The sequence below is a fragment of the Methylorubrum sp. SL192 genome, assembly GCF_026672325.1.
In the GTDB taxonomy this organism is placed as follows: Bacteria; Pseudomonadota; Alphaproteobacteria; order Rhizobiales; family Beijerinckiaceae; genus Methylobacterium; species Methylobacterium extorquens.
This window is the reverse complement of the sequence record NZ_JAPPQV010000003.1, coordinates 804,223-829,378: the sequence shown is the minus strand read 5'-3', so window position 1 is coordinate 829,378 and position 25,156 is coordinate 804,223. Positions and strand designations below refer to the sequence as shown.

The window sequence follows — 25,156 nt, the reverse complement described above, 5'->3', positions numbered from 1 at the left end:
GTCCGTTCGATCATTGTCGAGAGGGATCGCACGCTCCGACGGCTGCGTCAACTAACAAGCACGAAAATTTCCTCTCATGAAACATCTCGCTGATATCCGGAGGGCTGGCCGCGACGGCACACCGGCTCCGTCATCGCTTCGATGATGCTCGCGGCGACGCCTCAACGCTCCGCCTCTTGCCGCTGCCGACGCCGCTCGGCCCGGGACAACTCGTCCGCGCTCGAGAAACCCGTCGCCGTGGCAATCTCGGCGCGGCTCAGGGCGCTCTCGCGGCCGAGCTGGTGCGCCCGGTCGAGGCGCAGGTGCAGGTAATGCCGGTGCAGGCCACGCCCGAGCCCCTCGCGGAACAGCCGCTCCAGCTGCCGCACCGAGACGCGGGCGAGATCGGCCAGAGCCTCGCGCGGGAGCGGCGCTTCGAGGTTCGCCTCCATCGCCGCGAGCACCCGCAGCAGCCGCGGGTCGCGCACGCCGAAGCGCTGGTGCAGATCCATCCGCTGCGGGCTCAACCCCTCGCGGATCTGGTTGTGCAGGAACCAGTCGCTGACGCCCGCGGCGAGGCCGGCGCCGTGATCGCGGCCGATCAGGTCGAGCATCAGGTCGAGGGCGGCGATGCCGCCGGAGCAGGTGATGCGGTCGCCCTGGATCTCGAACAGCGAGCGGACCACCTCGATCTCGGGGTAGCGCTCCTCGAAGGCCGGGACGTGCTCCCAGTGCAGCGTGCAACGGCGCCCGGAGAGCAGACCGGCGCGGGCGAGAAGATACGGCCCGCCGGAAATGCCGCCGAGCGTCGCCCCGTGGCGGGCGAGCCCGCGCAGCCACGCGAACAGGGAGGGATCGTCGAACACGGCCGGGTTTCCCCCAGCACAGACGAAGACGCGGTCGGCGCTGGCACGCGCGCCGACGGCGACATCGGTGAGGATGCCGAGCCCGTTCGAGGCCTGCACCAGGCCGCCGCCGGGCGCGGCGTGCCACCAGCGATAGAGTTCGCAGCCCGACAGGGTGTTGGCGGCGCGCAGCGGCTCGACCGCCGCGGTGTAGGCCATCAGCGGAAAGTCCGGCACCAGCACGAAGCCGACCGTTCGCGGAGCGGGACCTTCGGCCCGCGCGGGCTTTCGCCGGGGTCGGGCGTGGTGGCCCGGTTCGGGGGTATCGTCCGACATATCCGATCGATCCCTCCGGGATGGCCGATGCGGCCGTCATGCGGGTTCGGCGATACGGCCTGCGCTCGGATCAGGCGAAGGACGGGCGGCGCATTTCTGCGCGATTTGCCGGAAACGTGTCGCGAAATGCAAGTCTGCCGCGGACGATCGTGGCTACCTCTGGGACCACACAGACATCTCGGGCAAGAGCGGCTGACCCCATGCGCTATTCCCTGTTCAGCGTCCTGGGGCAGGCCCTGCGCGGCCAGCGCGATTGGACCCCGCAATGGCGCGACGCCGCCCCGCAGGAAGGCTACGACGTGGTGATCGTCGGTGGCGGCGGGCACGGGCTCGCCACCGCCTACTACCTCGCCAAGGAGCACGGCCTTACCAACGTCGCCGTGCTGGAGAAGAGCCACATCGGCTCCGGCAATGTGGGCCGCAACACCACCATCGTGCGCTCGAATTACGGCCTGCCGGGCAACATCCCGTTCTACGAGCGGTCGATGAAGCTCTGGGAAGGGCTGGAGCAGGACATCAACTACAACGCCATGGTCAGCCAGCGCGGCGTGCTGAACCTGTACCACTCGGACGCGCAGCGCGACGCCTATGCCCGCCGCGGCAACGCCATGCGGCTCGCCGGCATTGATGCGGAACTGCTCGACCGCGAGGGCGTGCGCCGGCTGGTCCCGTTCATCGATTTCGACAACGCGCGCTTCCCCGTGAAGGGCGGCCTGCTCCAGCGCCGCGGCGGCACCGTGCGCCACGACGCGGTCGCCTGGGGCTATGCCCGCGCCGCCAGCGACCGCGGCGTCGACATCGTCCAGAACTGCGCCGTCACCGGCATCCGCCGCGAGAACGGCCGCGTCACCGGCGTCGAGACCAGCCGCGGCTTCATCCGCGCGGGAAAGGTCGCGCTGTCGGTGGCCGGCTCCTCCTCGTTGCTGGCCGGCATGGTCGATATGCGCCTGCCGATCGAGAGCCACGTGCTGCAGGCCTTCGTCAGCGAGGGCGTGAAGCCCCTGATCGACGGGGTGATGACCTTCGGCGCCGGCCATTTCTACGTCAGCCAATCCGACAAGGGCGGCCTCGTCTTCGGCGGCGATATCGACGGCTACAATTCCTATGCGAGCCGCGGCAACCTCCACACCATCGAGGACGTGATGGAGAGCGGCATGGCCCTCTGGCCGGGGCTCGGCCGCCTGCGGCTGCTGCGCCACTGGGGCGGCATCATGGACATGTCGATGGACGGCTCGCCCATCATCGACCGCACGGATATCGGCGGCCTCTATCTCAACGCCGGCTGGTGCTATGGCGGCTTCAAGGCGACACCCGCCGCGGGCTTCTGCTTCGCCCACCTGATCGCCCGCGACGAACCGCACGCGGATGCGCGCGCCTACCGCCTCGACCGCTTCGCCACCGGTCATCTCATCGACGAGAAGGGTATGGGCGCGCAGCCCAACCTGCATTGAGGCGCTGACCGCAGCGTTCCATCCACCGCCCTCATCCTGAGGTGCCGGAGCGTAGCGGAGGCCTCGAAGGAGGCCTCCAGAACACACCGCGATCCCTGGAGCCCTCCTTCGAGGCCGCTTCGCGGCACCTCAGGATGAGGACGAGGGGCGGAACGAAACGAATCAGAACGGACGACACGCCATGCGCATCCGATGCCCCTTCTGCGGCGAGCGCGACAACGGGGAGTTCAGCTACCTCGGCGACGCCGCGCCCCGGCGTCCCGACGGGCTCGACGCCTCGGCGGCGGCCATGCACGACTACGTTTATCTTCGCGACAATCCGGCCGGGACGATCCGCGAACTCTGGTACCACGCCGCCGGCTGCCGCTCCTGGCTGGTCGTGACCCGCGATACCCGCACCCACGCCATCGAGGCGGTCGAGCCGGCGCGCGACGTCGCGCGGGCGCGCCGCTTGGGAGAGGCCGCATGACCACGCTCGCCCTTCAGCGCGCGGAGGCCCCGGCTTCCGCAAACGCCGGCGACCAGCCGTTCCGCACCGCCACCGGCGGCCTGATCGACCGGAACCGGCCGCGCGACTTCAGCTTCGACGGTCGGCGCCTCACCGGCTACCACGGCGACACGCTGGCCTCGGCCCTGCTCGCCAACGGCGTCCGCCTCGTTGGCCGCTCGTTCAAGTATCACCGGCCGCGCGGCATCCTCTCGGCCGGCTCGGAGGAGCCGAACGCCCTGGTGGAGCTCCGCTCGGGCGCCCGGCGCGAGCCCAACACCCGCGCCACCATGGCCGAGCTCTACGAGGGGTTAGAGGCGACGAGCCAGAACCGCTGGCCCTCGCTCGCCGTGGATGCGCTCTCGGTCAACGCGCTGCTCTCGCCGGTCTTCGCGGCGGGCTTCTACTACAAGACCTTCATGTGGCCGGCTTCCCTGTGGGAGAAGCTGTACGAGCCGATGATCCGGCGCGCGGCCGGTCTCGGTCGCGCCGCCGACGCGCCTGATCCCGACACCTACGACCACGCCCATGCCCATTGCGACGTGCTCGTCATCGGCGGCGGTCCGGCCGGGCTGTCAGCGGCGCTCGCCGCCGGCCGCTCTGGCGCCCGGGTCATCTTGGTCGACGAGGATTTCGCGACCGGCGGTCGGCTGCTCGCCGAGCGGCGCGAGATCGGCGGCGCGAGCGGGTCCGCGTGGGCCGCGCGCGCGGTGGCCGAGCTGGAGAGCCTGCCCGAGGTGCGCATCCTGTCGCGCACCACCCTGTTCGGCGTCTACGATCACGGCGCCTACGGAGCGGTCGAGCGCGTCTCCGATCATCTCGCGGTGCCGGCCGCCCACACCCCGCGCCAGCGCTTGTGGCGGATCGTGGCGCGGCGCGCGGTGCTCGCGGCCGGCGCGATCGAGCGCCCGCACGTCTTCGGCGGCAACGACCGCCCCGGCGTGATGCTGGCCGGCGCGGTGCGGACCTATCTCAACCGCTACGGCGTGCTGCCGGGGCGCCGCTTGGCCGTGTTCACGTCGAGCGACGACGGTTGGCGCACTGCCGCCGATATCCTGGCCGCGGGCGGCGGGCTCGCGGCGGTGATCGACACCCGCGCTGCCGTTCCCCCCGCCTTGCGCCGGATGGCGGAGGCCGCCGGGGCGCGGGTGGTGGCCGGTGGATACGTCGCCGGCACCAAGGGGCATCTGGGCCTGAGCGCGATCCAGGTCGTGGACGGCGACAACAGCACCGAGACGATTGCCTGCGATGGCCTCGCCATGGCCAATGGCTGGAACCCGGTCGTCCACCTCGACTCGCACCTGTCGCGTCGGCCGGTCTGGAACGAGGCGATCCATGCCTTCGTGCCGGGCACCCTCCCCTCCGGCATGCAGGCGGCCGGCGCCGCCGCCGGGCGCTTCACCCTGGCCGAATGCCTGGAGACCGGCGCCCGGGCCGGCGCCGAGGCCGCGAGCGACTGCGGCTTCACCGCCTCGGCCGAGGCCGCTCCGCCGACCGACCCGGACAGCGTGGACCACACCCCACTCTGGCGCGCGCCAAAGCCCCGCGGAAAGGCCTTCGTCGATTTCCAGAACGACGTGGCGGCCTCCGACGTCGAACTCGCCCACCGCGAGGGCTTTCGCGCGGTCGAGCTGCTGAAGCGCTACACCACGCTCGGCATGGCGACCGACCAGGGCAAGACTTCGAACCTCGCCGGCCTCTCGATCATGGCCGAGCTGACCGGCAAGGACATCCCGAGCGTCGGCACCACGGTGTTCCGCCCGCCCTTCACGCCGGTCGCCATCGGCGCGTTTGCCGGCCATCACCGCGGCAAGGAGTTCCGCGCCACCCGCCACGTCCCCTCCCATGCCTGGGCGGAGGAGAACGGCGCGGTCTTCGTGGAGACCGGCCTATGGCTGCGCCCGGCCTATTTCCCGAAGGGAGGCGAGACCGACTGGCTCGATACGGTGGTGCGGGAGGTCGAGACCGTGCGCGCCCGCGTCGGGATCTGCGACGTCACCACGCTGGGCAAGATCGACATCCAGGGCCGCGACGCGCTGGCCTTCATCGAGCGGGTCTGCGCCAACCCCTTCGCGACGTTGCCCGTCGGCAAGGCGCGCTACGCCGTGCTGCTGCGCGAGGACGGCTTCATCCTGGACGACGGCACGATCGCGCGGATGGGCGAAACCCATTACGTCATGACCGCCTCGACGGCGAACGCCGCGCGGGTGATGCAGCATCTCGAATTTTGCCGGCAATGGTTGTGGCCGGAGCTCGACGTGCAGCTCGCCTCGGTCAGCGAGCAATGGGCGCAATACGCGGTCGCCGGCCCGCGCGCCCGCGACACCCTGCGCCGGATCGTCGATCCCGGTTTCGATCTCTCCAACGAAGCGTTTCCCTTCCTCGCCTGCGCCGACGTCACCGTCGGCGGCGGCATCCCGGCGCGGCTGTTCCGGATCTCGTTCTCGGGCGAACTCGCCTACGAGCTGGCGGTGCCGGCCGCCTATGGTGACGCGGCGTGGCGGGCGGTGATGCAGGCGGGCCTGCCCTACGGCATCACCGCCTACGGCTCCGAGGCGCTGTCGGTGATGCGCATCGAGAAGGGTCACGCGGCCGGGGCCGAGATCAACGGCCAGACCACCGCCCGCGACCTCGGGCTCGGCGGGATGCTCGCCCAGAAGAAGGACTATATCGGCCGCCTGATGAAGGAGCGCCCGGCGCTGGTCGATCCGGACCGGCCGGTCCTCGTGGGCTTCCGCCCCGTCGATCCGAGCGCGCGACTCCGGGCGGGGGCGCATTTCCTGAGCCTCGACGCCGCGCCGAGCCTGGAGGCCGACGAGGGCGTGATGACCTCCGCGGCCTACTCGCCGAGCCTGAAGAGCTGGATCGGCATCGGCCTGATCCGGCGCGGGCCCGAGCGCCACGGCGAGCGGGTGCGCGCCTACGATCCGGTGCGCGGCGCCGAGATCGAGGTGGAGATCTGCTCGCCGGTCTTCGTGGACCCCAAGGAGGAGAAGCTGCGTGTCTGAGGCGATGACGAGCCTGTGGCAGCCGCGCGGCGCCTGGGAAGGAGCCGCACGGATCGGGCGCCACGGAGCAGCCGCGGGGCCGGCGGGCATCCGCCTGAGCCTGCGCGAGGGGTTCGGCCTCGCCACCCTCATCGCGGCCGAGGGAAGGGAAGCCGACTTACAAACCGCTCTCGCGGATCGGTTCGGCCCGTCCCTGCCGGAGGCCGGCACCGCAATCTTCGAGGGCGAGACGGGTTTGGTCTGGTCCGCGCCCGGCCAGTGGCTCGCGGTGGCGCCGTCACCGCGCGATTTGAGGAGATTGGCCCGAGGCCCTGCGCGGCGTCGCCTCCGTCACCGACCAGAGCGACAGCCGCGCCCTGGTGCGCATCTCTGGGCCGCAGGCCCGTGCCATGCTCGCCAAGGGCGTGGCGGTCGATCTGCATCCCCGCGCCTTCGGGCCGGGCCGGGCGGCGGTGACGAGCATCGCCCATCTCGGCGTGCAACTCTGGCAGCGCGATGCCGGTCCGACCTACGACCTCACGGTCGCCCGCAGCTTCGCCGGCAGCTTCTGGCGCTGGCTGGAGCACGCGGCAGCCGAGTTCGGCTGTGAGGTCGAGGCCGCGGAGGGCGCGGATCAGCGCCGGCTGAAATAGCGCCGGTCGGCGGCGTCCGTCTCGGCCAGCGGTAGGACGAGACGTCCCGTCCGGTCGATCAGGCCCCAGCGCCCGCCGACCATCGCGGCGGGTTGCCGTCCGTCCGAGCGGCAGCCCTCGCAGACCAAAGCCTCGCCGCGTACGTTGAACGGGAAGGCCCAGTCATAGGGCGTGGCGAGGACGAGCCGCAGGCGGCGGTCGTAGAAGGCGACCTTGCCATCGACCCAGCTGCGCACGAGGCCTTGCTCGAACGGGTCCGGCCCGTTGTCGAGCAGGAACACCGGCAGCGCGAGGCCGTCGCGGCGCACCCAGAGACAGCCGATCCCCGGCACGCGCAACTCGGCGAGGCCGCGTTCGAAACGCATCCGCGCGAGATGCGCCGGGGCGACCCGGACCATCGCGTTCTCGCGTCGGGCGCAATGCTCGTACCGGTCGAGATCCCGACGGAAATAGGCGCAGGCCAGCGGATACGGGGCCGCGCCCTGGCCTGCGCCGAGAGCCGGCAACGGAAGCGCCACAAGCGCCATGAGACCGGCCACGATGCCCCGCGCGACCCGATGGGATGGGCGGCGTCGCAAGGGCAGCGCACCGGCGCGGATCGCGGTCTCAGCCATCCGCCGCCTCTAACTCGCCTTCCGCGCAGCGGGCAAACCGAGAGGTCGAGGCCCGCGCCCCTACCCGACCCCGGTCGGCCCGTCGATCACCCGCCGCACCCGGCGGGCCAGCTCCATGCGCTTGTAGGGCTTGTTGATGATCTCGAACTCGGTGCCGCCCGCGTCGGTGCGCTCCATCGAGGCCTCGGCGTAGCCGGTGGTGAGCAGCACCTTGATCTTGGGCTGACGCTCCCGCGCGGCGCGGGCCAGCATCACGCCGTTCATGCCGCCGGGCATGATCAGGTCGGTGAACAGCAGGTCGATGCGCCCTTCGCCGTCGAGGATGTCGAGCGCCGCCTTGGGGCCGTCGACGACGGTGACCTTGTAGCCGAAATCCTCCAGGATGATGCCGGCGGTCTCGGCCACGTCGGGCCGGTCGTCCACGACGAGCACCGTCTCGGTGCCGTGCCGGTCGGCGGCGCGGATCGTCGGCTTCTGCTCCTCCTCGGCCTTCTGGTCGGAGGCGGGGAACAGGAGCCGCACCGTCGTGCCGTGCCCGACCTCGGAATAGATCTTCACCGAGCCGCCGGATTGCTTGGCAAAGCCGTAAACCATCGCGAGCCCAAGTCCCGTGCCCTTGCCCTCGCCCTTCGTGGTGAAGAACGGCTCCATCACGCGGGCCAGGATCTCGGACGGCATGCCGGTCCCGGTATCGGTCACCGAGATCACCACGTAGGCGCCGGGCGGCACGGTCTTGTAGAGGGCGGTGTCCTCGTCCTCGATCAGCAGGTTCTCGGTGCGCACCGTGACCGAGCCGCCCTCCGGCATCGCGTCGCGGGCGTTGATCAGCACGTTGAGCAGGGCGACCTCGGCCTGCGTCGGGTCGATGCGGGTGGTCCAGAGATCCGGCGCGAGGACGGATTTCAGGACGACGTCGTCGCCGATCGTCCGCCCGGCCATCTCGCCCATGCTCTCGACGAGGCCGTTGAGGTTCAGGAGCCGCCCTTCCAGTCGCTGCTTGCGCGAGAAGGCGAGGAGCTGATGCGTGAGCTTGGCGGCCCGGTCGGTCGCCGCCCGCACCGCCTCACCGGCCCGGCGCATCCGCGACACGTCGAGGGTCGGATGGTCGAGTAGCGCCAGCATCACCTCGTTGTGGCCCGACACGACTTGGAGCAGGTTGTTGAAGTCGTGGGCGATGCCGCCGGTGAGCTGGCCGAGGCTCTCCATCTTCTGGGCTTGGTGCAGCGATTCCTCCGCGTCGCGGCGGCGCGATACGTCGAGCTGCGAGCCGAAGAAGTAGACGAGGTCGCCCGAGCGGTTGAACACCGGGCTGACGAACAGCGCGTTCCAGAACGAGGAGCCGTCCTTGCGATAGTTCAGGATCTCGGCGGCGAACTCCCGATGCTCTCGGATGGCGTCGCGCACCTCCGAGACGGTGTCGCGGTCCGTATCGGGGCCCTGGAGGAAGCGGCAGTTCGATCCGATCAGTTCCTCGGCCGAATAGCCGGTCATCCGGACGAAGGCGCGGTTGGCGAAGATGATCGGGTTGTCGGGCTGGTGCGGATCGGTGACGATCATCGGCATGCGCGTCGTCTCGACGGCCGCGAAGAAGATGTCGTGATGCTGATCGACGACGCCCGAGGCGCCGCTGCCGGTGACAGGCGTATTGGGCCCAGGTGCGCGGGGCTTCTCGGGTGACGACGGCATCAACGTTTTCCAGCGGGGACGACCCACTGGGTCGGATTGCGCGTATCAATCCGATGCGGCGACGGCTCGTTCCATCGGAAGCGACGGCTTGAGCGCTTCGTGAACGGCACGACGTCACAGAGCTGTCTCTCAGCTCGGCTGCCGCCGGTTCAGGCGGATCGCAGCCGGACCCGGAGGGCCGGGTCCGGCCATGATGGGATCAGACGTGGATCGCGCGCTTGTCGACGGCGAGGGCGGCTTCCTTGATCGCCTCGGTCAGCGTCGGGTGGGCGTGGCAGGTGCGCGCGATGTCCTCGGCGGAGGCTGCGAACTCCATCGCCACCGCGACCTCGGCGATGAGGTTGCCGGCATCCGCCCCGACGATGTGCACGCCGAGCACCCGGTCGGTCTGCGCGTCCGCGAGGATCTTCACGAAGCCGTCGGTGGTGCCGTTGGCCTTGGCCCGGCCGTTGGCGGTGAAGGGGAACTTGCCGACGTTGTAGGCGATCCCGTCCTTCTTCAGCTCCTCCTCGGTCTTGCCGACCGAGGCGACCTCGGGGAAGGTGTAGACCACGTTCGGGATCACGCCGTAATTCACGTGGCCCGACTGGCCGGCCAGGATCTCGGCGACCGCGACGCCCTCGTCCTCCGCCTTGTGGGCGAGCATCGGCCCGGCGATCACGTCGCCGATGGCGTAGATGCCGGTGACGTTGGTGGCGTAGTGCGAATCGACCTCGATCCGGCCCTTGTCGTCGGTCGCCACGCCCACCGTCTCGAGCCCGAGCCCTTCCGTGTAGGGCACCCGGCCGATGGCCACGAGCACCACGTCGGCCTCGAGCTTCTCCGGCTCGCCGCCCTGCGCCGGCTCGACGGTGACGGTGGCGCGGCCCTTCTTGCCGGTCTCGACACCGGTCACCTTGGTCGAGAGCTTGAAGACCATGCCCTGCTTGGCGAGGATGCGCTGGAACTGCTTGCCGACCTCGCCGTCCATGCCCGGCAGCACCCGGTCGAGATACTCGATCACGGTGACCTCGGCGCCGAGGCGGCGCCAGACCGAGCCGAGTTCGAGCCCGATCACGCCCGCGCCGATCACCACGAGGCGCTTGGGCACTTCGGCGAGTTCGAGCGCGCCGGTGGAGGAGACCACCGTCTTCTCGTCGATCTCGACGCCCGGCAGCCGGGTCACGTCGGAACCGGTGGCGATGACGATGTTCTTCGTCTCCAGCAACTGGTTGCCGCCGTCGTCCGAGATTACCTCGACGCGGCCGGCCCCGACGATGCGGCCGCGGCCGTGATAGGTATCGACCTTGTTCTTCTTGAGCAGGAACTCGACACCCTTGGTGTTGCCGTCCACGCCACTCTGCTTGAAGCTCTGCATTTTTTTGAGATCAAGCTTCGGCGTGCCCACGTCGATGCCCAACTCCGAAAAGTGCTTGTTGGCTTCCTCGAAGGCTTCCGATGCGTGCAGCAGCGCCTTCGAGGGGATGCAGCCGACATTGAGGCAGGTGCCGCCATGGGTTGCCCGCTTCTCGACCACCGCGGTCTTCAGTCCGAGCTGGGCCGCGCGGATGGCGCAGACATAGCCGCCGGGGCCGGTGCCGATGACGATGAGATCGTAGGACATCAAGTCTGCCTGACGTGTCGGAGGAGGCGTCGAACAAGCACGCCCGCAGAGATGAAAAATCGCAAGCGAGCGCGGCGACCGCGGCTAGAGCCGTATCCGAACTGATGGCATCAGGCCGGCGTCTCTAGGTCTGTGTTTCAACGCGCATTCTTTCGACGAACCGGTCACCACTTCGTCGGAATGCGTTTCAAATCGAAAGTCAGTAAAGCCGCGGATCATGCCGCGGGACGTCTGTGTCGGTAGCTCCAGCCAATGAGCGCATCGGCTGGAGCTGCCGACATTGTGGCCTTACAGGTCCAGCACGAGGCGGGCCGGATCCTCCAGGGCTTCCTTGACGCGAACGAGGAAGGTCACGGCCTCCTTCCCGTCGACGATGCGGTGATCGTAGGAGAGCGCCAGATACATCATCGGCCGCGCCTCGATCTTGCCGTTGCGCACCACCGGCCGCTCCTCGATGCGGTGCATGCCGAGGATGCCCGATTGCGGCGCGTTGAGGATCGGGGTCGACATCAGCGAGCCGTAGATGCCGCCATTGGTGATGGTGAAGGTGCCGCCCTGCATCTCGTCGATGGAGAGCTTGCCCTCGCGCGCCTTCTTGCCGAAGCCCGAGATCTTCTTCTCGATGCCGGCGATCGAGAGGTCGTCGGCGTCGCGCACCACCGGCACGACGAGGCCCTTATCGGTGCCGACCGCGATGCCGATGTGGTAGTAGTTCTTGTAGACGAGATCCTGCCCGTCGATCTCGGCGTTGACCGCCGGCACGTCCTTGAGGGCGCCGATCACCGCCTTGGTGAAGAAGCCCATGAAGCCGAGCTTCGTCCCGTGCTTCTTCTCGAAGATGTCCTTGTACTGCGAGCGCATCGCCATCACCGCGCCCATGTCCACGTCGTTGAACGTGGTCAGCATCGCCGCCGTTTCCTGGGCGCTCTTGAGGCGCTTGGCGATGGTCTGGCGCAGCTTGGTCATCCGCACGCGCTCCTCGCGCGCGGCGTCGTCCGGCGCGGAGGGGGCGCGCGGCGGGGGGGCCTTCGTCTCGCTCCGGGCTTCCTGAGCCGGAGCCTTCTGGCCGTTCCTGTCGATCGCGGCGAGCATGTCGCCCTTGGTCACCCGGCCGTCCTTGCCGCTGCCGTTGAGGCTCGCCGGATCGATGCCGGATTCGCGGGCGAGCTTGGCCACCGCCGGGCCGCTGTCGTCGGCCGGGCGCCCATCCGTGGGCGGCGCGTCGCCGTGGCTGCCGTAGGAGGCCGAGGATTCCTGGGCGGGCGCATCGTCCTTGGCGGGCTTGCTGTCGCCCTCGCCCTTGCCCTTCTCCTCGCGGGACTGCGTCTTGGTCTCAGCCGGCTCAGCGCTCTTCGGAGCGGGCTTCGCATCCGATTTTCCTGAACCCTTGCCGCCCTCGACGATCGAGCCGAGCACCGCGCCGGGCTCCACCGTCTCGCCGTCCTTGACCAAGATCTCGCCGAGTTCGCCCGCGGCCGGGGCGTTCACTTCGAGCGTGACCTTGTCGGTCTCGAGTTCCACGAGGGGCTCGTCGGCGGCCACCGTGTCGCCGGGCTTCTTGAACCAGCGGCCGATCGTGGCCTCACTGACGGATTCGCCGAGCGTGGGGACGAGGATGTCGGTCGCCATAATATGTCTTCACCGCGGTTTCGGGGCGCGCATCGAGCCAGCGCGGCCCCGGTTGGTGGGTCGGTCGAAAAGGGCCGGCGGCGTCAGACCGCCAGCGCCTCGTTGAGGAAGGCCTGGAGCTGGGCGAGGTGCTTCGACATCAGGCCGACCGCGGTCGAGGCCGAGGCCGGACGGCCGACATAGCGGGCGCGCTTCGAGGCGGAGCCGGCCTGGCCCAGCACCCAATCGAGATAGGGCTCGACGAAGGTCCACGAGCCCATGTTCTTGGGCTCTTCCTGGCACCACACCACCTCCGCATTGCGGAAGCGGGTCATCTCGTTGGCCAGGGCCTTGAGCGGGAACGGGTAGAGCTGCTCGACGCGCATCAGGTAGACGTCATTGACGCCGCGCTTCTCGCGCTCCTCGTAGAGGTCGTAATAGACCTTGCCCGAGCACAGCACGACGCGGCGGATCTTGTCGTCGCGCACGAGCTTCACGCCGTTCTCGTCGTGCTCGGCGTCGTCCCACAGGATGCGATGGAAGGTCGAGCCGTCCGCGATGTCCTCGATCTTCGAGACCGCCCGCTTGTGGCGCAGCAGCGATTTCGGCGTCATCAGAATCAGCGGCTTGCGGAAGTCGCGCTTCAACTGACGGCGCAGGATGTGGAAGTAGTTCGAGGGCGTCGAGCAGTTGGCGACCTGCATGTTGTCCTCGGCGCACATCTGGAGATAGCGCTCCAGACGGGCGGACGAGTGCTCCGGCCCCTGGCCCTCGTAGCCGTGGGGCAGCAGCATCACGAGGCCGGACATGCGCAGCCACTTGCGCTCGCCCGATGAGATGAACTGGTCGATGACGACCTGCGCGCCGTTGGCGAAGTCGCCGAACTGCGCCTCCCACAGCACCAGGGAGTTCGGCTCGGCGAGCGAGTAGCCGTACTCGAAGCCGAGCACCGCCTCCTCGGAGAGCATCGAGTTGATGACCTCCAGGTTCGCCTGCCCCTCGCGCAGGGAGTTGAGCGGCGTGTAGCGCTGCTCGTTCTCCTGATCGATCACCACGGCGTGGCGCTGGGAGAAGGTGCCGCGCTCGACGTCCTGCCCCGAGAGCCGGACCCGGTGACCCTCGATCAGCAGCGAGCCGAAGGCGAGTGCCTCGGCGGTGGCCCAATCGATGCCGACGCCCGTCTCGACCGCCTTGGCGCGGTTGTCGAAGAAGCGCTGGATCGTGCGGTGCAGGTGGAAGCCCGGCGGGGGCGTGGTGATCCGGGTGGCGATGTCGCGCAGCGTCTCGAGCGGCACCCCGGTGCGGCCGCGGCGGGGATCGTCGACGTCCTCGCGTACGGCCTTGAAGCCGGACCAGCGGCCGTCGAGCCAGTCGGCCTTGTTGGGCTTGTAGCCGCCCGCGACCTCGAGCTCGCTCTCCAGTATCGCGCGGAACTCGGCCTTGCGCGCGTCGAGCTGCTCCTGGGTCAGGTCGCCCTGCGCGACGAGCTTCTTGCCGTAGGTCTCCAGCGCGGTCGGATGCTTGCGGATCCGCTGGTACATCTTCGGCTGGGTGAAGGCCGGCTCGTCGCCCTCGTTATGGCCGAAGCGGCGGTAGCACAGCATGTCGATGACGACCGGCTTGCCGAATTTCTGCCGATACTCGACCGCGACCTTCGCCGCGAAGGTCACCGCCTCCGGGTCGTCGCCGTTGCAGTGGAAGATCGGCGCTTCCACCATCTTCGCCACATCGGACGGATAGGGCGAGGAGCGCGAGAAGCGCGGATCGGTGGTGAAGCCGATCTGGTTGTTGATGATGAAGTGGATCGAGCCGCCGGTGCGGTGACCCTTCAGGCCGGACAGGCCGAGGCATTCCGCCACCACGCCCTGGCCGGCAAAGGCCGCGTCGCCGTGGATGAGGAGCGGCAGCACGCGGCGGCGCTCGACGTTCGGCTTGGCCTTCTGATCCTGCTTGGCCCGCACCTTCCCGAGCACCACCGGATCGACGATCTCGAGGTGGGACGGGTTGGCGGTGAGCGAGAGGTGGACGGTGTTGTCGTCGAAGGCACGGTCGGACGAGGCGCCGAGATGGTACTTCACGTCGCCCGAGCCCTCGACCTCGGCAGGTGAGGCCGAGCCGCCCTTGAACTCGTGGAACACCGCCCGGAAAGGCTTGGCCATCACGTTGGTGAGCACGTTCAGCCGGCCGCGATGGGCCATGCCGAGCACGATCTCCTCGACGCCGAGCGCGCCGCCGCGCTTGATGATCTGCTCCATGGCCGGGACCATCGACTCGCCGCCGTCGAGGCCGAAGCGCTTGGTGCCGGTGTATTTGAGATCGAGGAACTTCTCGAAGCCCTCGGCCTCGATCAGCTTGTTCAGGATCGCCCGCCGCCCTTCCGGCGTGAACGAGATTTCCTTGTCCTTGCCCTCGATGCGCTCCTGGATCCACGCCTTCTCCTCAGGGTCGGAGATGTGCATGAACTCGACGCCGAGCGTCTGGCAGTAGGTGCGCTCCAGGATCGCGACGATCTCGCGGATCGTCGAGAATTCCATGCCGAGCACGTTGTCGAGGAAGATCTTGCGGTCCCAGTCGCTCTCCTGGAAGCCGTAATGCTGCGGGTGCAGCTCCTCGTGGTCGCCGCGCGGGGCGAGCCCGATCGGGTCGAGCTTGGCGTGGAGGTGGCCGCGCATGCGGTAGGCGCGGATCAGCATGATCGCGCGCACGGAATCCTTGGTGGCCTGCTCGACGGAAACGCCCGTGGCCGCGACGATGGCCGCGCCCTTGGTCGAGTCGCCGGGCTTGCCGGGCTGGGCCTTGGCCTGGATCTTCTCGCCGAACGTCTTTTCGAGAGCGCCCCAATTGCCGTCGAGCGCCGAGACGATCTCGCCGTTGGCCACGACCGGCCAGTTCGGCTTGGCCCAGGAGGCGCCCTCGGCGTTCTTCTTCACCAGGGCGTCGTCCTCGCCCAGATCCTTGAAGAAGCGCTGCCACTCGGGATCGACCGAGTTCGGGTCGCGGGCATAGGCCGCCTGCAGCTCCTCGATCCAGGCGGCGTTGGCGCCGTAGAGGAAGGAGGTTCGAAGAAGCGCTTCGTTCGCGTCCTGGCGTGCCATCGCTGCCTGTCCTACCGCTCGGGCGGCGCTGTCACAGCGGGCCGCCGCGTCGAGTTCGATCCGGCGCGTCGATCCGAGCGAGGTCTCAGAACCCCGCCTCGCGCCTCCGGATCAGGCCGGGGCACGGTCGCGCCCCGACATGTTCTTCCATATGGGTCGCCCGAGCTCGCGTGCGGTGCAACACAGCCGCGCAGGTCCCGGTTACAGACCCCATCGACTCTTCATCACCTGGACTTCAGCACGTCCACGAGCGTGGAGCCGAGACGGGCTGGCGAAGGCGAGACGCGGATGCCCGCGGCCTCCATCGCCGCGATCTTGTCCTCGGCGCCGCCCTTGCCGCCGGAGATGATCGCGCCGGCATGGCCCATGCGGCGGCCGGGAGGCGCGGTGCGACCAGCGATGAAGCCGACCATCGGCTTCTTGCGCCCCCGCTTGGCCTCGTCGGCCAGGAACTGTGCCGCCTCTTCCTCGGCCGAGCCGCCGATCTCGCCGATCATCACGATCGACTCGGTCTTGGGATCGGCCAGGAACAGCTCCAGCATGGAGATGAACTCGGTGCCCTTGACCGGATCGCCGCCGATGCCGACGGCGGTGGTCTGGCCGAGACCCTCGACGGTGGTCTGGAACACCGCCTCGTAGGTCAGCGTGCCGGAGCGCGAGACGATGCCGACCGAGCCCGGCTTGAAGATGTTGGCCGGCATGATGCCGATCTTCGACTGGCCCGCGGTGACGACGCCGGGGCAGTTCGGCCCGATCAGGCGCGACTTCGAGCCTTCGAGCGCGCGCTTGACCCGCACCATGTCGAGCACCGGGATGCCCTCCGTGATGCAGACGATCAGCGGGATCTCCGCCTGGATCGCCTCGCAGATCGCATCGGCCGCGCCCGGCGGCGGCACGTAGACGACGGAGGCGTCGGCGCCGGTGGCCTCGCGCGCCTCGGCCACGGTATCGAACACCGGCAGGCCGAGATGGGTGGAGCCACCCTTACCCGGCGAGGTGCCGCCGACCATCTTGGTGCCGTAGGCGATGGCCTGCTCGGAGTGGAAGGTGCCGTTCTTGCCGGTGAAGCCCTGGCAGATGACCTTGGTGTTCTGGTCGATAAGAATGGACATCTGTCAGCTCAACCCTTCTTCACCGCGGCGACGATCTTCTGCGCGGCGTCGTCGAGATCGTCCGCGGGGATCACGTTGAGGCCGGAGTTCCGGATGATCTCCTTGCCCTCCTCGACGTTGGTGCCTTCCAGGCGCACGACGAGCGGCACTTCGAGGCCGACCGCCTTCACCGCCGCGATCACGCCGCGGGCGATGACGTCGCACTTCATGATCCCGCCGAAGATGTTGACGAGGATGCCCTTCACCTGCGGATCGGCGGTGATGATCTTGAAGGCCGCCGTGACCTTCTCCTCGGAGGCGCCGCCGCCGACATCGAGGAAGTTCGCCGGCTCCTCGCCGTAGAGCTTGATGATGTCGAGCGTCGCCATGGCGAGGCCGGCGCCGTTGACCATGCAGCCGATGGTGCCGTCGAGGGCGATGTAGGCGAGGTCGTATTTCGAGGCCTCGATCTCCTTGGCGTCCTCCTCGGTCTCGTCGCGCAGCGCGACGATCTCGGGGTGGCGGTAGAGGGCGTTCGAATCGAACGAGATCTTGGCGTCGAGGCACTTGAGACCGCCGTCGCCGGTGAGCACCAGCGGGTTGATCTCCAGCATGCTCATGTCCTTGGCCGTGAAGGCCGCGTAGAGCTTCTCGGTGAGCGCGCCCGCTTCCTTAGCCTGGGGACCGGAGAGCCCGAGCGCCTTGGCGACGGCCCGGCCGTGATGGGGCATGATGCCGGTGGCCGGATCGACCGAGAAGGTGACAATCTTCTCAGGGGTGTCGTGGGCGACCTGCTCGATATCCATGCCGCCTTCCGTCGAGACGACGAAGGCGACGCGTCCGGTCTCGCGATCGACCAGCATCGACAGGTAGAACTCGGCGGCGATCGCCGCGCCTTCCTCGATGTAGAGGCGGTTGACCTGCTTGCCGGCCTCGCCGGTCTGCACGGTCACGAGCGTCTGCCCGAGCATCTCGCGGGCGAACTGCACCACCTCGTCCTTAGACTTGGTGACGCGCACACCGCCCTTGGCGCCCTCGGGCGCGCCCTTGAAGGTGCCCTTGCCGCGTCCGCCCGCATGGATCTGCGACTTCACCACCCAGACCGGGCCGCCGAGTTCGTCAGCCGCCGCAGCGGCCTCCTCCGGCTTGAAGATCGGCACGCCGCGGGAGACCGGCAGGCCGAATTCCTTCAGGACAGCCTTGGCCTGGTATTCGTGGATGTTCATCGAGACCTCGTCGGACGAGCAGGAAGGGAGGGCTGAGCGGGCGGCCCAAGCCTCCCGCCGCCGAGCCTGACGGCGCTTTACGCGAGCTTGTCGTTGACGCTCTTGCAGGCCTCGATCAAGCCCTTCACCGAATTGACCGACTTCTCGAACATCGCCTTCTCGTCGTCGTTGAAGGTCACTTCGAGCACACGCTCGACGCCGTTCTCGCCGATCACCACCGGCACGCCGACATAGAGGCCGTCGATGCCGTACTGGCCGTCGAGGTAGGCGGCGCAGGGCAGAACCCGCTTCTTGTCGCGCAGGTAGCTCTCGGCCATGGCGATGGCGGAGGCGGCGGGCGCGTAGAAGGCCGAGCCGGTCTTCAGGAGGTTGACGATCTCGCCGCCACCCTTGCGGGTGCGCTCGACCATGGCGTCGAGCTTCTCCTGGCTGGTCCAGCCGAGCTTGACCAGATCGGTCAGCGGCACGCCGGCCACCGTCGAGTAGCGGGTCAGCGGCACCATGTCGTCGCCGTGTCCGCCGAGCACGAAGGCGGTCACGTCCTCGACCGAGACGCCGAACTCTTCGGCCAGGAAGTGGCGGAAGCGGGCGGAGTCGAGCACGCCGGCCATGCCGACGACCTTGTTGGTCGGCAGCCCCGAGAACTTCTGCAGCGCCCACACCATCGCGTCGAGTGGGTTGGTGATGCAGATCACGAAGGCGTCGGGCGCGTGCTCCTTGATGCCGGCGCCGACCGCCTCCATCACCTTCAGGTTGATGCCGATGAGGTCGTCACGGCTCATGCCGGGCTTGCGCGGCACGCCCGCGGTCACGATCACCACGTCCGCCCCGGCGATCGCGGAATAGTCGCTGGCGCCCGAATACTTGGCATCGAAGCCGTCGACGGGAGCGGATTCGGCGATGTCGAGCGCCTTGCCCTGCGGCACGCCGTCGACGATGTCGAACAGCACCACATCACCGAGTTCCTTGAGGCCGGCGAGATGGGCCAGCGTGCCGCCGATCTGTCCGGCGCCGATGAGCGCGATCTTGCTGCGTGCCATGGATGATCTAGCCTCCGGTCGGAATTCGCGACGGTTCGGAAATGGATGCAGCAATGTTGCAAATGGTGCGCTGCGGCCGAACCTTCGCCGGTCAATTCTGATGGGCCGGTGTTTGGCGGAAAAGCCACAGAGCTTCAACCCGACGAAGGTCCGGGTGAGCGGGGCTGCAGCGAGGCTCGACGACGTGCCGAACCCGGAGGGTACCAGTAAAAACCCTTCTATTTCAGCGATCTATCTCTTTCCCTCGCGCCGAACTGCAGCCGGCAAGGGGTCGGTGACATGTTTTGCGGTCTGTCATTGAGTGACATCCCGACCGCGCCGCGATGCAGCACCGAAACTATATTCCGTATTCAGAAAGTACCGGTCCGCAGCGCCCGCTGGATCGATTGGATGACCGCGCCGAGCCGGGCATCGAGCAGATCGCGGGGCACGTCAGCGTCGTGCTGGATCGCGACCGGATGGGTGAAGCGGTAGCTCGCGTCGAAGATGACGGCGATGGCGCGTTCGCGGTCGCGGGCGGCGAAGACGCCGGTGCCGATGCCCTCCTCCACCACGCGCTCGACGAGCGCGCGCAGCCGAACGCGGTGTCGGCGGGCGATCGGACGGGAGGCGACGGTGGCGTCGAGATGCACGGCGAACAGGTTCGGTTCGCGGGTCAGCATCTCGCTCTGTGCGCTGGCCAGCGCGCTGACGAAGCGCTCGATCTTGTCGTCGGCGGGATCGGGCGCGTCGGCGATGCCGGCGAGCTCGGTTTCCAAATCGCGCAGCCAGCGGCCGGCGACCGCATCGAGCAGGGCGTCCTTCGAGGGGAAGTAGCGGTAGACGTTGGCATGGGTCATGCCAGCCTCCGCCGCGACCGCCACCACCGTCACCCGTTTCGGGCCGAGCCGGGTCAGGTGCTCCGTGGCGATGGCGAGCAGCCGCGCGTCCGTCGAGACCGGCGTGGACCGGGCGCGGGCGGCCGGGCCGGTGAGACGCGACGGTCGAGAGGGAGCGGCACGCGGATCGGAAACTGGATCGTTCGCCTCCCTCTCGCTCTCGGCCAGGGTGACGGGGATGGTGAAAGATCCGTACGGCAACATCATTTTCCCGGCACAGAGACAACAAGCGTGGGTGCACTCGACCAAGCGAGCCTGATCGAGAGCGGTGCCGTCCCACGCGCTCGCGTACAAGCCTTCCCCTCCGAGCGGCACTTTGCAACCCCTCTCGGCACCGGTTTTTCTGCGAATCCCGCTTGGATTGCAGTCAAGCCGAGATTGTGGGGCTTTCGGCTCGGCGCCGACGGGGGTACCGGACGCTTCGCCGCTTCCGCAAAACCGTCTATGACCGCCCGATGACCGTCCCCCTGCCGCCGGCGCCGCCGCCCGGCGAACCGATCGAAGCACGACTGCGCCGCGGCCTCGGAGCCCGGTCGATCGTGCTCGTCGGCCTGATGGGGGCGGGCAAGAGCACTGTCGGGCGCCGCCTCGCCGGGCGTCTCGGGCTGATGTTCAAGGATGCCGACCACGAGATCGAGGCGGCGGCCAAGCTCACCATCGCCGACATTTTCTCGATCTACGGCGAGGCGAGTTTTCGCGAGGGCGAGGAGCGGGTGATCGCGCGTCTGCTGCGCGAGGGGCCGATGGTGCTGGCCACCGGCGGCGGCGCCTTCATGCGCGAGGCGACGCGGGCGCGGATCGCCGAGGGGGCCATCTCGGTCTGGCTCAAGGCCGACCTCGACGTGCTGATGCGACGCGTGCGCAAGCGCAACACGCGCCCCCTGCTCCAGACTGAGGATCCGGAGGCGACCATGCGCACACTGATGGAGGTGCGCCATCCGGTCTATGCCCAAGCCGATGTCACGGTGCTGTCCCGCGAAGTGTCCCACGACCGCGTGGTGGAGGACGTGATGGAAGCTCTCGATATCCACATCAACCCGTCTCATACGACACAATCACAACATTTGACATTCAGTATGACGCAGCAACCCTCGCGTGTGAACGTTCCCCTGTCGGGTGGACGCGAATACGATATTCGGATCGGTCGGGGTCTTATCGACGCGGTGGGTGCGGAGGCGCGGGATCTCGGCGCCCGGGCCGCCGGCATCGTCACCGACGAGACGGTCGCCGGCCTCTACGGTGAGCGTGTGCGGGCCAGCCTCGAGGCCGCCGGGTTGCGCTGCGGCATCATCGCCGTGCCGCCGGGCGAGGCCTCGAAGAGCTACGCGGAATTCGCCCGCGTCTGCGACGGGCTCTTGGCCCAGAAGATCGAGCGCGGCGACCTCGTCGTGGCGCTCGGCGGCGGCGTGGTCGGGGATCTGGCGGGCTTCGCAGCGGCCTCCCTGCGGCGTGGTGTCCGCTTCCTCCAGGTTCCGACCACCTTGCTCGCGCAGGTTGATTCCTCGGTGGGGGGAAAGACCGGGATCAACTCGCCGCTCGGCAAGAATCTGATCGGCGCCTTCCACCAGCCCCGCCTCGTGCTGGCCGACACCGCCACCCTCGACACGCTCTCGGAGCGCGAGATGCGGGCGGGTTACGCCGAGGTCGCCAAGTATGGCTTGATCGGGGATGCCGGCTTCTTCGAGTGGTGCGAGGCGAATTGGGCCGGCATCTTCTCCGGCGGGCCGGAGCGCGACGAGGCGGTGGCCGCCTGCTGCCGCGCCAAGGCCGGCGTCGTGACCCGCGACGAGCGGGAGGACGGCGAACGCGCCTTGCTCAATCTCGGCCACACCTTCGGCCACGCTCTGGAGCGGCTGACCGGCTACGATGCGGCCCGCCTCGTCCACGGCGAGGGCGTCGCGATCGGTCTGGCGCTGGCCTTCCGCTTCTCGGCCCGGCTCGGCCTCTGCCCCGGCCAGGATGCAGGGCGCGTGGCCAACCACCTCGCGCTCGCCGGCCTACCGACCCGCCTGCAACAGGTGCCCGGCGGGGCGGGTGACCCGGACGCCCTCCTCGACGCCATGGCTCAGGACAAGAAGGTCCGCGACGGGCAGCTCACCTTCATCCTCGCCCACGGCATCGGCCAGAGCTTCATCGCGCCGGGCATCGATGCGGCCGAGGTGCGAGCCTTCCTGGAGGCGGAACTGCGGGGCTGAGCGAGGCGCCGCGGCGCAAGGACCACGGTGCAAGGGAGGGCCGGAGCGGGCGCAGTCGCGTTCCCGCCCGAATACGACTATATGAGAGCCGTTCCAGCTTTCTAAGGTCTTGAGCCATGGCGACGGCGTCGTTCGACTCCGCCCCGGGCGCATCGCGCGCCCTCCCCGCAATCGAGAAGGCCCCCGAGGTCACGGCCCTCTCGACCCTGCCCGGCCGCAAGGCCTCCCTCGTCGGCCTGACCCGCGAGGGCCTGAAGCAGGCGCTCATCGGCATCGGCGTGCCCGAGCGCGAGACCCGGATGCGGGTGAGCCAGGTCTGGCACTGGATCTACGTGCGCGGCGCGCGCGAATTTTCCGAGATGACCAATGTCGGCAAGGGCCTGAAGGCGCAGCTTGCCGACCACTTCACTCTGGAGCGTCCGGAGGTCGTCACCGAGCAGGTCTCTCGCGATGGCACCCGCAAATGGCTCCTGCGCATGGCGCCGACCGGCGCGCACGACCACAACCGCGGCGCCGAGATCGAGTGCGTCTACATCCCCGGCGACGATCGCGGCACGCTCTGCGTCTCGTCCCAGGTCGGCTGCACGCTCACCTGCTCGTTCTGCCATACCGGCACGCAGCGCCTCGTGCGCAACCTCTCGACGGCGGAGATCGTCGCGCAGCTCGTCGTCGCCCGCGACGCACTCGGTGACTTCACCGGCCAGATGCCGGGCAAGGATGGCGGCGAGCCCGGTCGGCTGGTCACCAACATCGTGTTCATGGGCATGGGCGAGCCGCTCTACAATCTCGACGCGGTGATCGACGCCATCGCGGTGATGTCGGATCAGGAGGGCCTCGCGCTCTCGCGGCGGCGCATCACGGTCTCGACCTCCGGCGTCGTGCCGCAGATCGAGCGGCTGGGGTTGGAAGCCAACGCCATGCTGGCGATCTCGCTGCACGCGGTGCGCGACGAGCTGCGCGACGAGCTGGTGCCGCTGAACCGCAAATACCCGATCGCCCAGTTGCTCGACGCCTGCCGGAACTATCCGGGGCTGAGCAATGCCCGGCGCATCACCTTCGAGTACGTCATGCTCAAGGGCGTCAACGATTCGGACGCCGATGCCCGCGCCCTGGTTCGGCTGCTCAAGGGCATCCCGGCCAAGATCAACCTGATCCCGTTCAACCCCTGGCCCGGCTCGAAATACGAGTGCTCGGACTGGGAGCGGATCGAGCGCTTCTCCGAGATCGTCTTCACCGCCGGCTACGCCTCGCCGGTGCGCACCCCGCGCGGGCGCGACATCCTGGCGGCCTGCGGCCAGCTCAAGAGCGAGACCGAGAAGCTGCGCGCCCGCGCCCGGCTGATGCTCGAAGAGGGCATGGGCGCCGAAGCCGTCTACGCCGATCAGGTCGACTGATTCTTTTGTCCCCTCCCCGCTCCCGCGGGGAGGGGCTGTGATCGCTCAGGCCGCGATCGCTGCGGCGACCGGCTCGGCGGCGCGCACGTCGGCATCGACGTGGCTCTCGAAGCGCTTGAAGTTCTCGCGGAACATCGTGACGAGGCGCGTGGCGGTGTCGGCGAAGGCCGCCTTGTTGGTCCAGGTCTCGACCGGAGAGAGCACCTGCGTCTCGACGCCGGGCACCTCGACCGGCACCGAGAAGCCGAAATACGGGTCGCGCCGGAACTCGACCTGCGCCAGCGAGCCGTCGAGCGCCGCCGAGAGCAGCCGGCGGGTGACGCGGATCGGCATGCGCCGCCCGGTGCCGACCCCGCCTCCGGTCCAGCCGGTGTTGACGAGCCAGCAATCAACGCCGTGCTCGGCCATCAATTCGCGCAGCAGGTTGCCGTAGACGCTCGGGTGGCGCGGCATGAACGGCGCGCCGAAGCAGGTCGAGAAGGTCGCCTCCGGTGCGGTCAGGCCGCGCTCGGTGCCCGCCACCTTCGCGGTGTAGCCCGAGAGGAAGTGGTACATCGCCTCCGCGCCCGTGAGCTTGGCGATCGGCGGCATCACGCCGAAGGCGTCGCAGGTCAGCATCACAATGTTCTTCGGATGCCCGGCCCGGCCGGTGGCGCTGGCATTGGCGATGAAATCCAGCGGATAGGCGCAGCGGGTGTTTTCCGTGAGCGAGGCGTCGTCGAAGTCCGGCACGCGGGTGAGCGGATCGATGACGACGTTCTCCATCACCGTGCCGAAGCGCTCGGTGGTGGCGTAGATCTCCGGCTCGGCGTTGCGCGAGAGCCGGATGGTCTTGGCGTAGCAGCCGCCCTCGAAGTTGAAGATGCCGTCCCGGCTCCAGCCGTGCTCGTCGTCGCCGATCAGTTGGCGCGAGGAATCGTTCGAGAGCGTGGTCTTGCCGGTGCCGGACAGGCCGAAGAACAGGGCCGAATCACCGGTCTCGTCGAGGCTGGCATTGGCCGAGCAGTGCATCGGCATCACGCCCGTGCCCGGCAGCACGTAGTTGAGATAGGTGAAGACCGACTTCTTCATCTCGCCGGCATAGGCCGAGCCGCCGATCAGCACGATCTTCTGGCTGAAATCGATGGCGATGACGGTCTTGGAGCGGCAGCCGTGCCGGGCCGGATCGGCCTGGAAGCTCGGCAGGTCGATGATCGTCAGTTCCGGTACGTAGGCGGCGAGATCAGCACGCTCGGGGCGGATCAGCAGGTTGCGGATGAAGAGCGAGTGCCACGCGAGCTCGGTATAGACCCGCGCCCGCACCCGGTGGGCCGGGTTGGCGCCGCCGAACAGATCCTGGGCGAACAGTTCCTTGCCGCGGGCATGCGCGCGGAAGTCGTCGAGCAGCGTCGCGAACTGGTCGGGCGTGATCGAGCCGTTGTTGTCCCACCAGATCTCGTTCTCGGTGCCGGCATCGCGCACCACGTACTTGTCCTTGGGCGAGCGGCCGGTATGGCTGCCAGTGGTCGCCACCAGCGCGCCGCCGCGGGCGAGCTGCGCCTCGTTCCGGCGCAGGGCCTCCTCGTAGAGGCGCGGCGCCTCCAGGTTCCAGTGGACGGCGGCGAGATCGGTCAGGCCGATCGCCTCCGGACCGTGAGCCGCGTTGAATTCACCGATGGTCTTCACGGGGTGTTCCTCCCTCACGGCCCCTGATCGCGCCGCCACGCCGGTCGATCCGGCTGTTTCGCGTTGTCGGTGGGGCGTCCGTGCGGTCGCTCAGGGCCGCCGCACGCAGGTTCTCCGCCCCGTCCGTTCAATGGATCGGTCTCCGGCTTGGCCGTCAACTAATCCTTGGTATGGGCTCAAATAAAATTTGCGCGCCGGCTCCCCATGCAGCGGCCAAGCTGTCGCAAACCTGAACGGGCAAAATCCCGGCGGCAAAATTCCGCGGAAGGCTTATGTGAGGGAAGGCGCCCGCCGCTCCTCCTCAGTCACAGCCGTTTCGCACC

Annotated in this window: 16 protein-coding genes and 1 pseudogene; 6 read left to right on the top strand and 11 right to left on the bottom strand. The window is 68.6% G+C overall.

The annotated features are described in order from the left end of the window. Positions 1-161: 161 nt before the first annotated feature. Positions 162-1,160, bottom strand: a complete 999-nt coding sequence (locus tag OVA30_RS04680; RefSeq protein ID WP_268174738.1) for a GlxA family transcriptional regulator — start codon at positions 1,158-1,160, stop codon at positions 162-164. A 200-nt stretch (positions 1,161-1,360) separates the two neighbouring features. Between OVA30_RS04680 and OVA30_RS04675 the strand changes: the two genes are divergently transcribed. From OVA30_RS04675 to OVA30_RS04660, 4 genes and pseudogenes are all read left to right on the top strand, one after another. Then, the gene (locus OVA30_RS04675; RefSeq protein WP_268174737.1) at positions 1,361-2,611 is read left to right on the top strand and encodes a sarcosine oxidase subunit beta family protein; all 1,251 of its coding nucleotides are present in this window, start codon (positions 1,361-1,363) and stop codon (positions 2,609-2,611) included. Between the two features lie 181 nt (positions 2,612-2,792). Next, positions 2,793-3,080, top strand: a complete 288-nt coding sequence (locus OVA30_RS04670; protein ID WP_268174736.1) for a sarcosine oxidase subunit delta — start codon at positions 2,793-2,795, stop codon at positions 3,078-3,080. Next, entirely contained in the window at positions 3,077-6,106 is a 3,030-nt protein-coding gene (locus tag OVA30_RS04665; RefSeq protein WP_268174735.1) for a sarcosine oxidase subunit alpha family protein, read from the top strand. Before OVA30_RS04670 ends, OVA30_RS04665 begins: the two co-directional genes overlap by 4 nt. Beyond that, positions 6,099-6,738: pseudogene (locus tag OVA30_RS04660) on the top strand (sarcosine oxidase subunit gamma). Before OVA30_RS04665 ends, OVA30_RS04660 begins: the two are co-directional and overlap by 8 nt. Here the strand turns inward: OVA30_RS04660 and OVA30_RS04655 are convergent. The 9 genes from OVA30_RS04655 to OVA30_RS04615 form a co-directional block, all read right to left on the bottom strand. Continuing rightward, a complete protein-coding gene (locus tag OVA30_RS04655) occupies positions 6,720-7,352 on the bottom strand; it encodes a hypothetical protein (RefSeq protein WP_268174734.1) in 633 nt (210 codons plus the stop codon). The pseudogene OVA30_RS04660 and the gene OVA30_RS04655 sit on opposite strands and share 19 nt — an antisense overlap. A 60-nt stretch (positions 7,353-7,412) precedes the next feature. Next, entirely contained in the window at positions 7,413-9,038 is a 1,626-nt protein-coding gene (locus OVA30_RS04650; protein ID WP_003599902.1) for a hybrid sensor histidine kinase/response regulator, read from the bottom strand. A 199-nt stretch (positions 9,039-9,237) separates the two neighbouring features. Then, complete coding sequence (gene lpdA / locus OVA30_RS04645; RefSeq protein ID WP_268174733.1) at positions 9,238-10,641, bottom strand: dihydrolipoyl dehydrogenase; 1,404 nt, start codon at positions 10,639-10,641, stop codon at positions 9,238-9,240. 288 nt (positions 10,642-10,929) lie between these two features. Next, positions 10,930-12,270: a 2-oxoglutarate dehydrogenase complex dihydrolipoyllysine-residue succinyltransferase gene (odhB, locus tag OVA30_RS04640; RefSeq protein ID WP_056462563.1), complete on the bottom strand. Its 1,341-nt coding sequence runs from the start codon at positions 12,268-12,270 to the stop codon at positions 10,930-10,932. Between the two features lie 83 nt (positions 12,271-12,353). Beyond that, positions 12,354-15,344, bottom strand: coding sequence for a 2-oxoglutarate dehydrogenase E1 component (locus OVA30_RS04635; protein ID WP_056462559.1), 2,991 nt, complete (start codon positions 15,342-15,344; stop codon positions 12,354-12,356). Positions 15,345-15,568: 224 nt separating this feature from the next. Next, the gene (gene sucD, locus OVA30_RS04630; RefSeq protein ID WP_003599893.1) at positions 15,569-16,456 is read right to left on the bottom strand and encodes a succinate--CoA ligase subunit alpha; all 888 of its coding nucleotides are present in this window, start codon (positions 16,454-16,456) and stop codon (positions 15,569-15,571) included. Between the two features lie 8 nt (positions 16,457-16,464). Beyond that, positions 16,465-17,661, bottom strand: coding sequence for an ADP-forming succinate--CoA ligase subunit beta (gene sucC, locus OVA30_RS04625; RefSeq protein WP_003599892.1), 1,197 nt, complete (start codon positions 17,659-17,661; stop codon positions 16,465-16,467). A gap of 77 nt (positions 17,662-17,738) precedes the next feature. Then, on the bottom strand, positions 17,739-18,701 hold the full coding sequence (gene mdh, locus OVA30_RS04620; protein ID WP_056155638.1) for a malate dehydrogenase: 963 nt from the start codon (positions 18,699-18,701) through the stop codon (positions 17,739-17,741). Between the two features lie 350 nt (positions 18,702-19,051). Continuing rightward, positions 19,052-19,783 carry a TetR family transcriptional regulator gene (locus tag OVA30_RS04615; RefSeq protein WP_003599888.1) on the bottom strand — a complete coding sequence of 244 codons (732 nt, stop codon included), beginning with the start codon at positions 19,781-19,783 and terminating at the stop codon, positions 19,052-19,054. Between the two features lie 251 nt (positions 19,784-20,034). Between OVA30_RS04615 and aroB the strand changes: the two genes are divergently transcribed. Continuing rightward, a complete protein-coding gene (gene aroB / locus OVA30_RS04610; RefSeq protein WP_076644149.1) occupies positions 20,035-21,774 on the top strand; it encodes a 3-dehydroquinate synthase in 1,740 nt (579 codons plus the stop codon). A gap of 116 nt (positions 21,775-21,890) precedes the next feature. Beyond that, positions 21,891-23,168 (top strand): 23S rRNA (adenine(2503)-C(2))-methyltransferase RlmN, encoded by a 1,278-nt coding sequence (rlmN, locus tag OVA30_RS04605; RefSeq protein ID WP_015950521.1) that lies wholly within the window; start codon positions 21,891-21,893, stop codon positions 23,166-23,168. A gap of 45 nt (positions 23,169-23,213) precedes the next feature. Here the strand turns inward: rlmN and OVA30_RS04600 are convergent, their stop codons facing one another. Further along, positions 23,214-24,833 (bottom strand): phosphoenolpyruvate carboxykinase, encoded by a 1,620-nt coding sequence (locus tag OVA30_RS04600; protein WP_268174732.1) that lies wholly within the window; start codon positions 24,831-24,833, stop codon positions 23,214-23,216. Positions 24,834-25,156 lie beyond the last annotated feature (323 nt).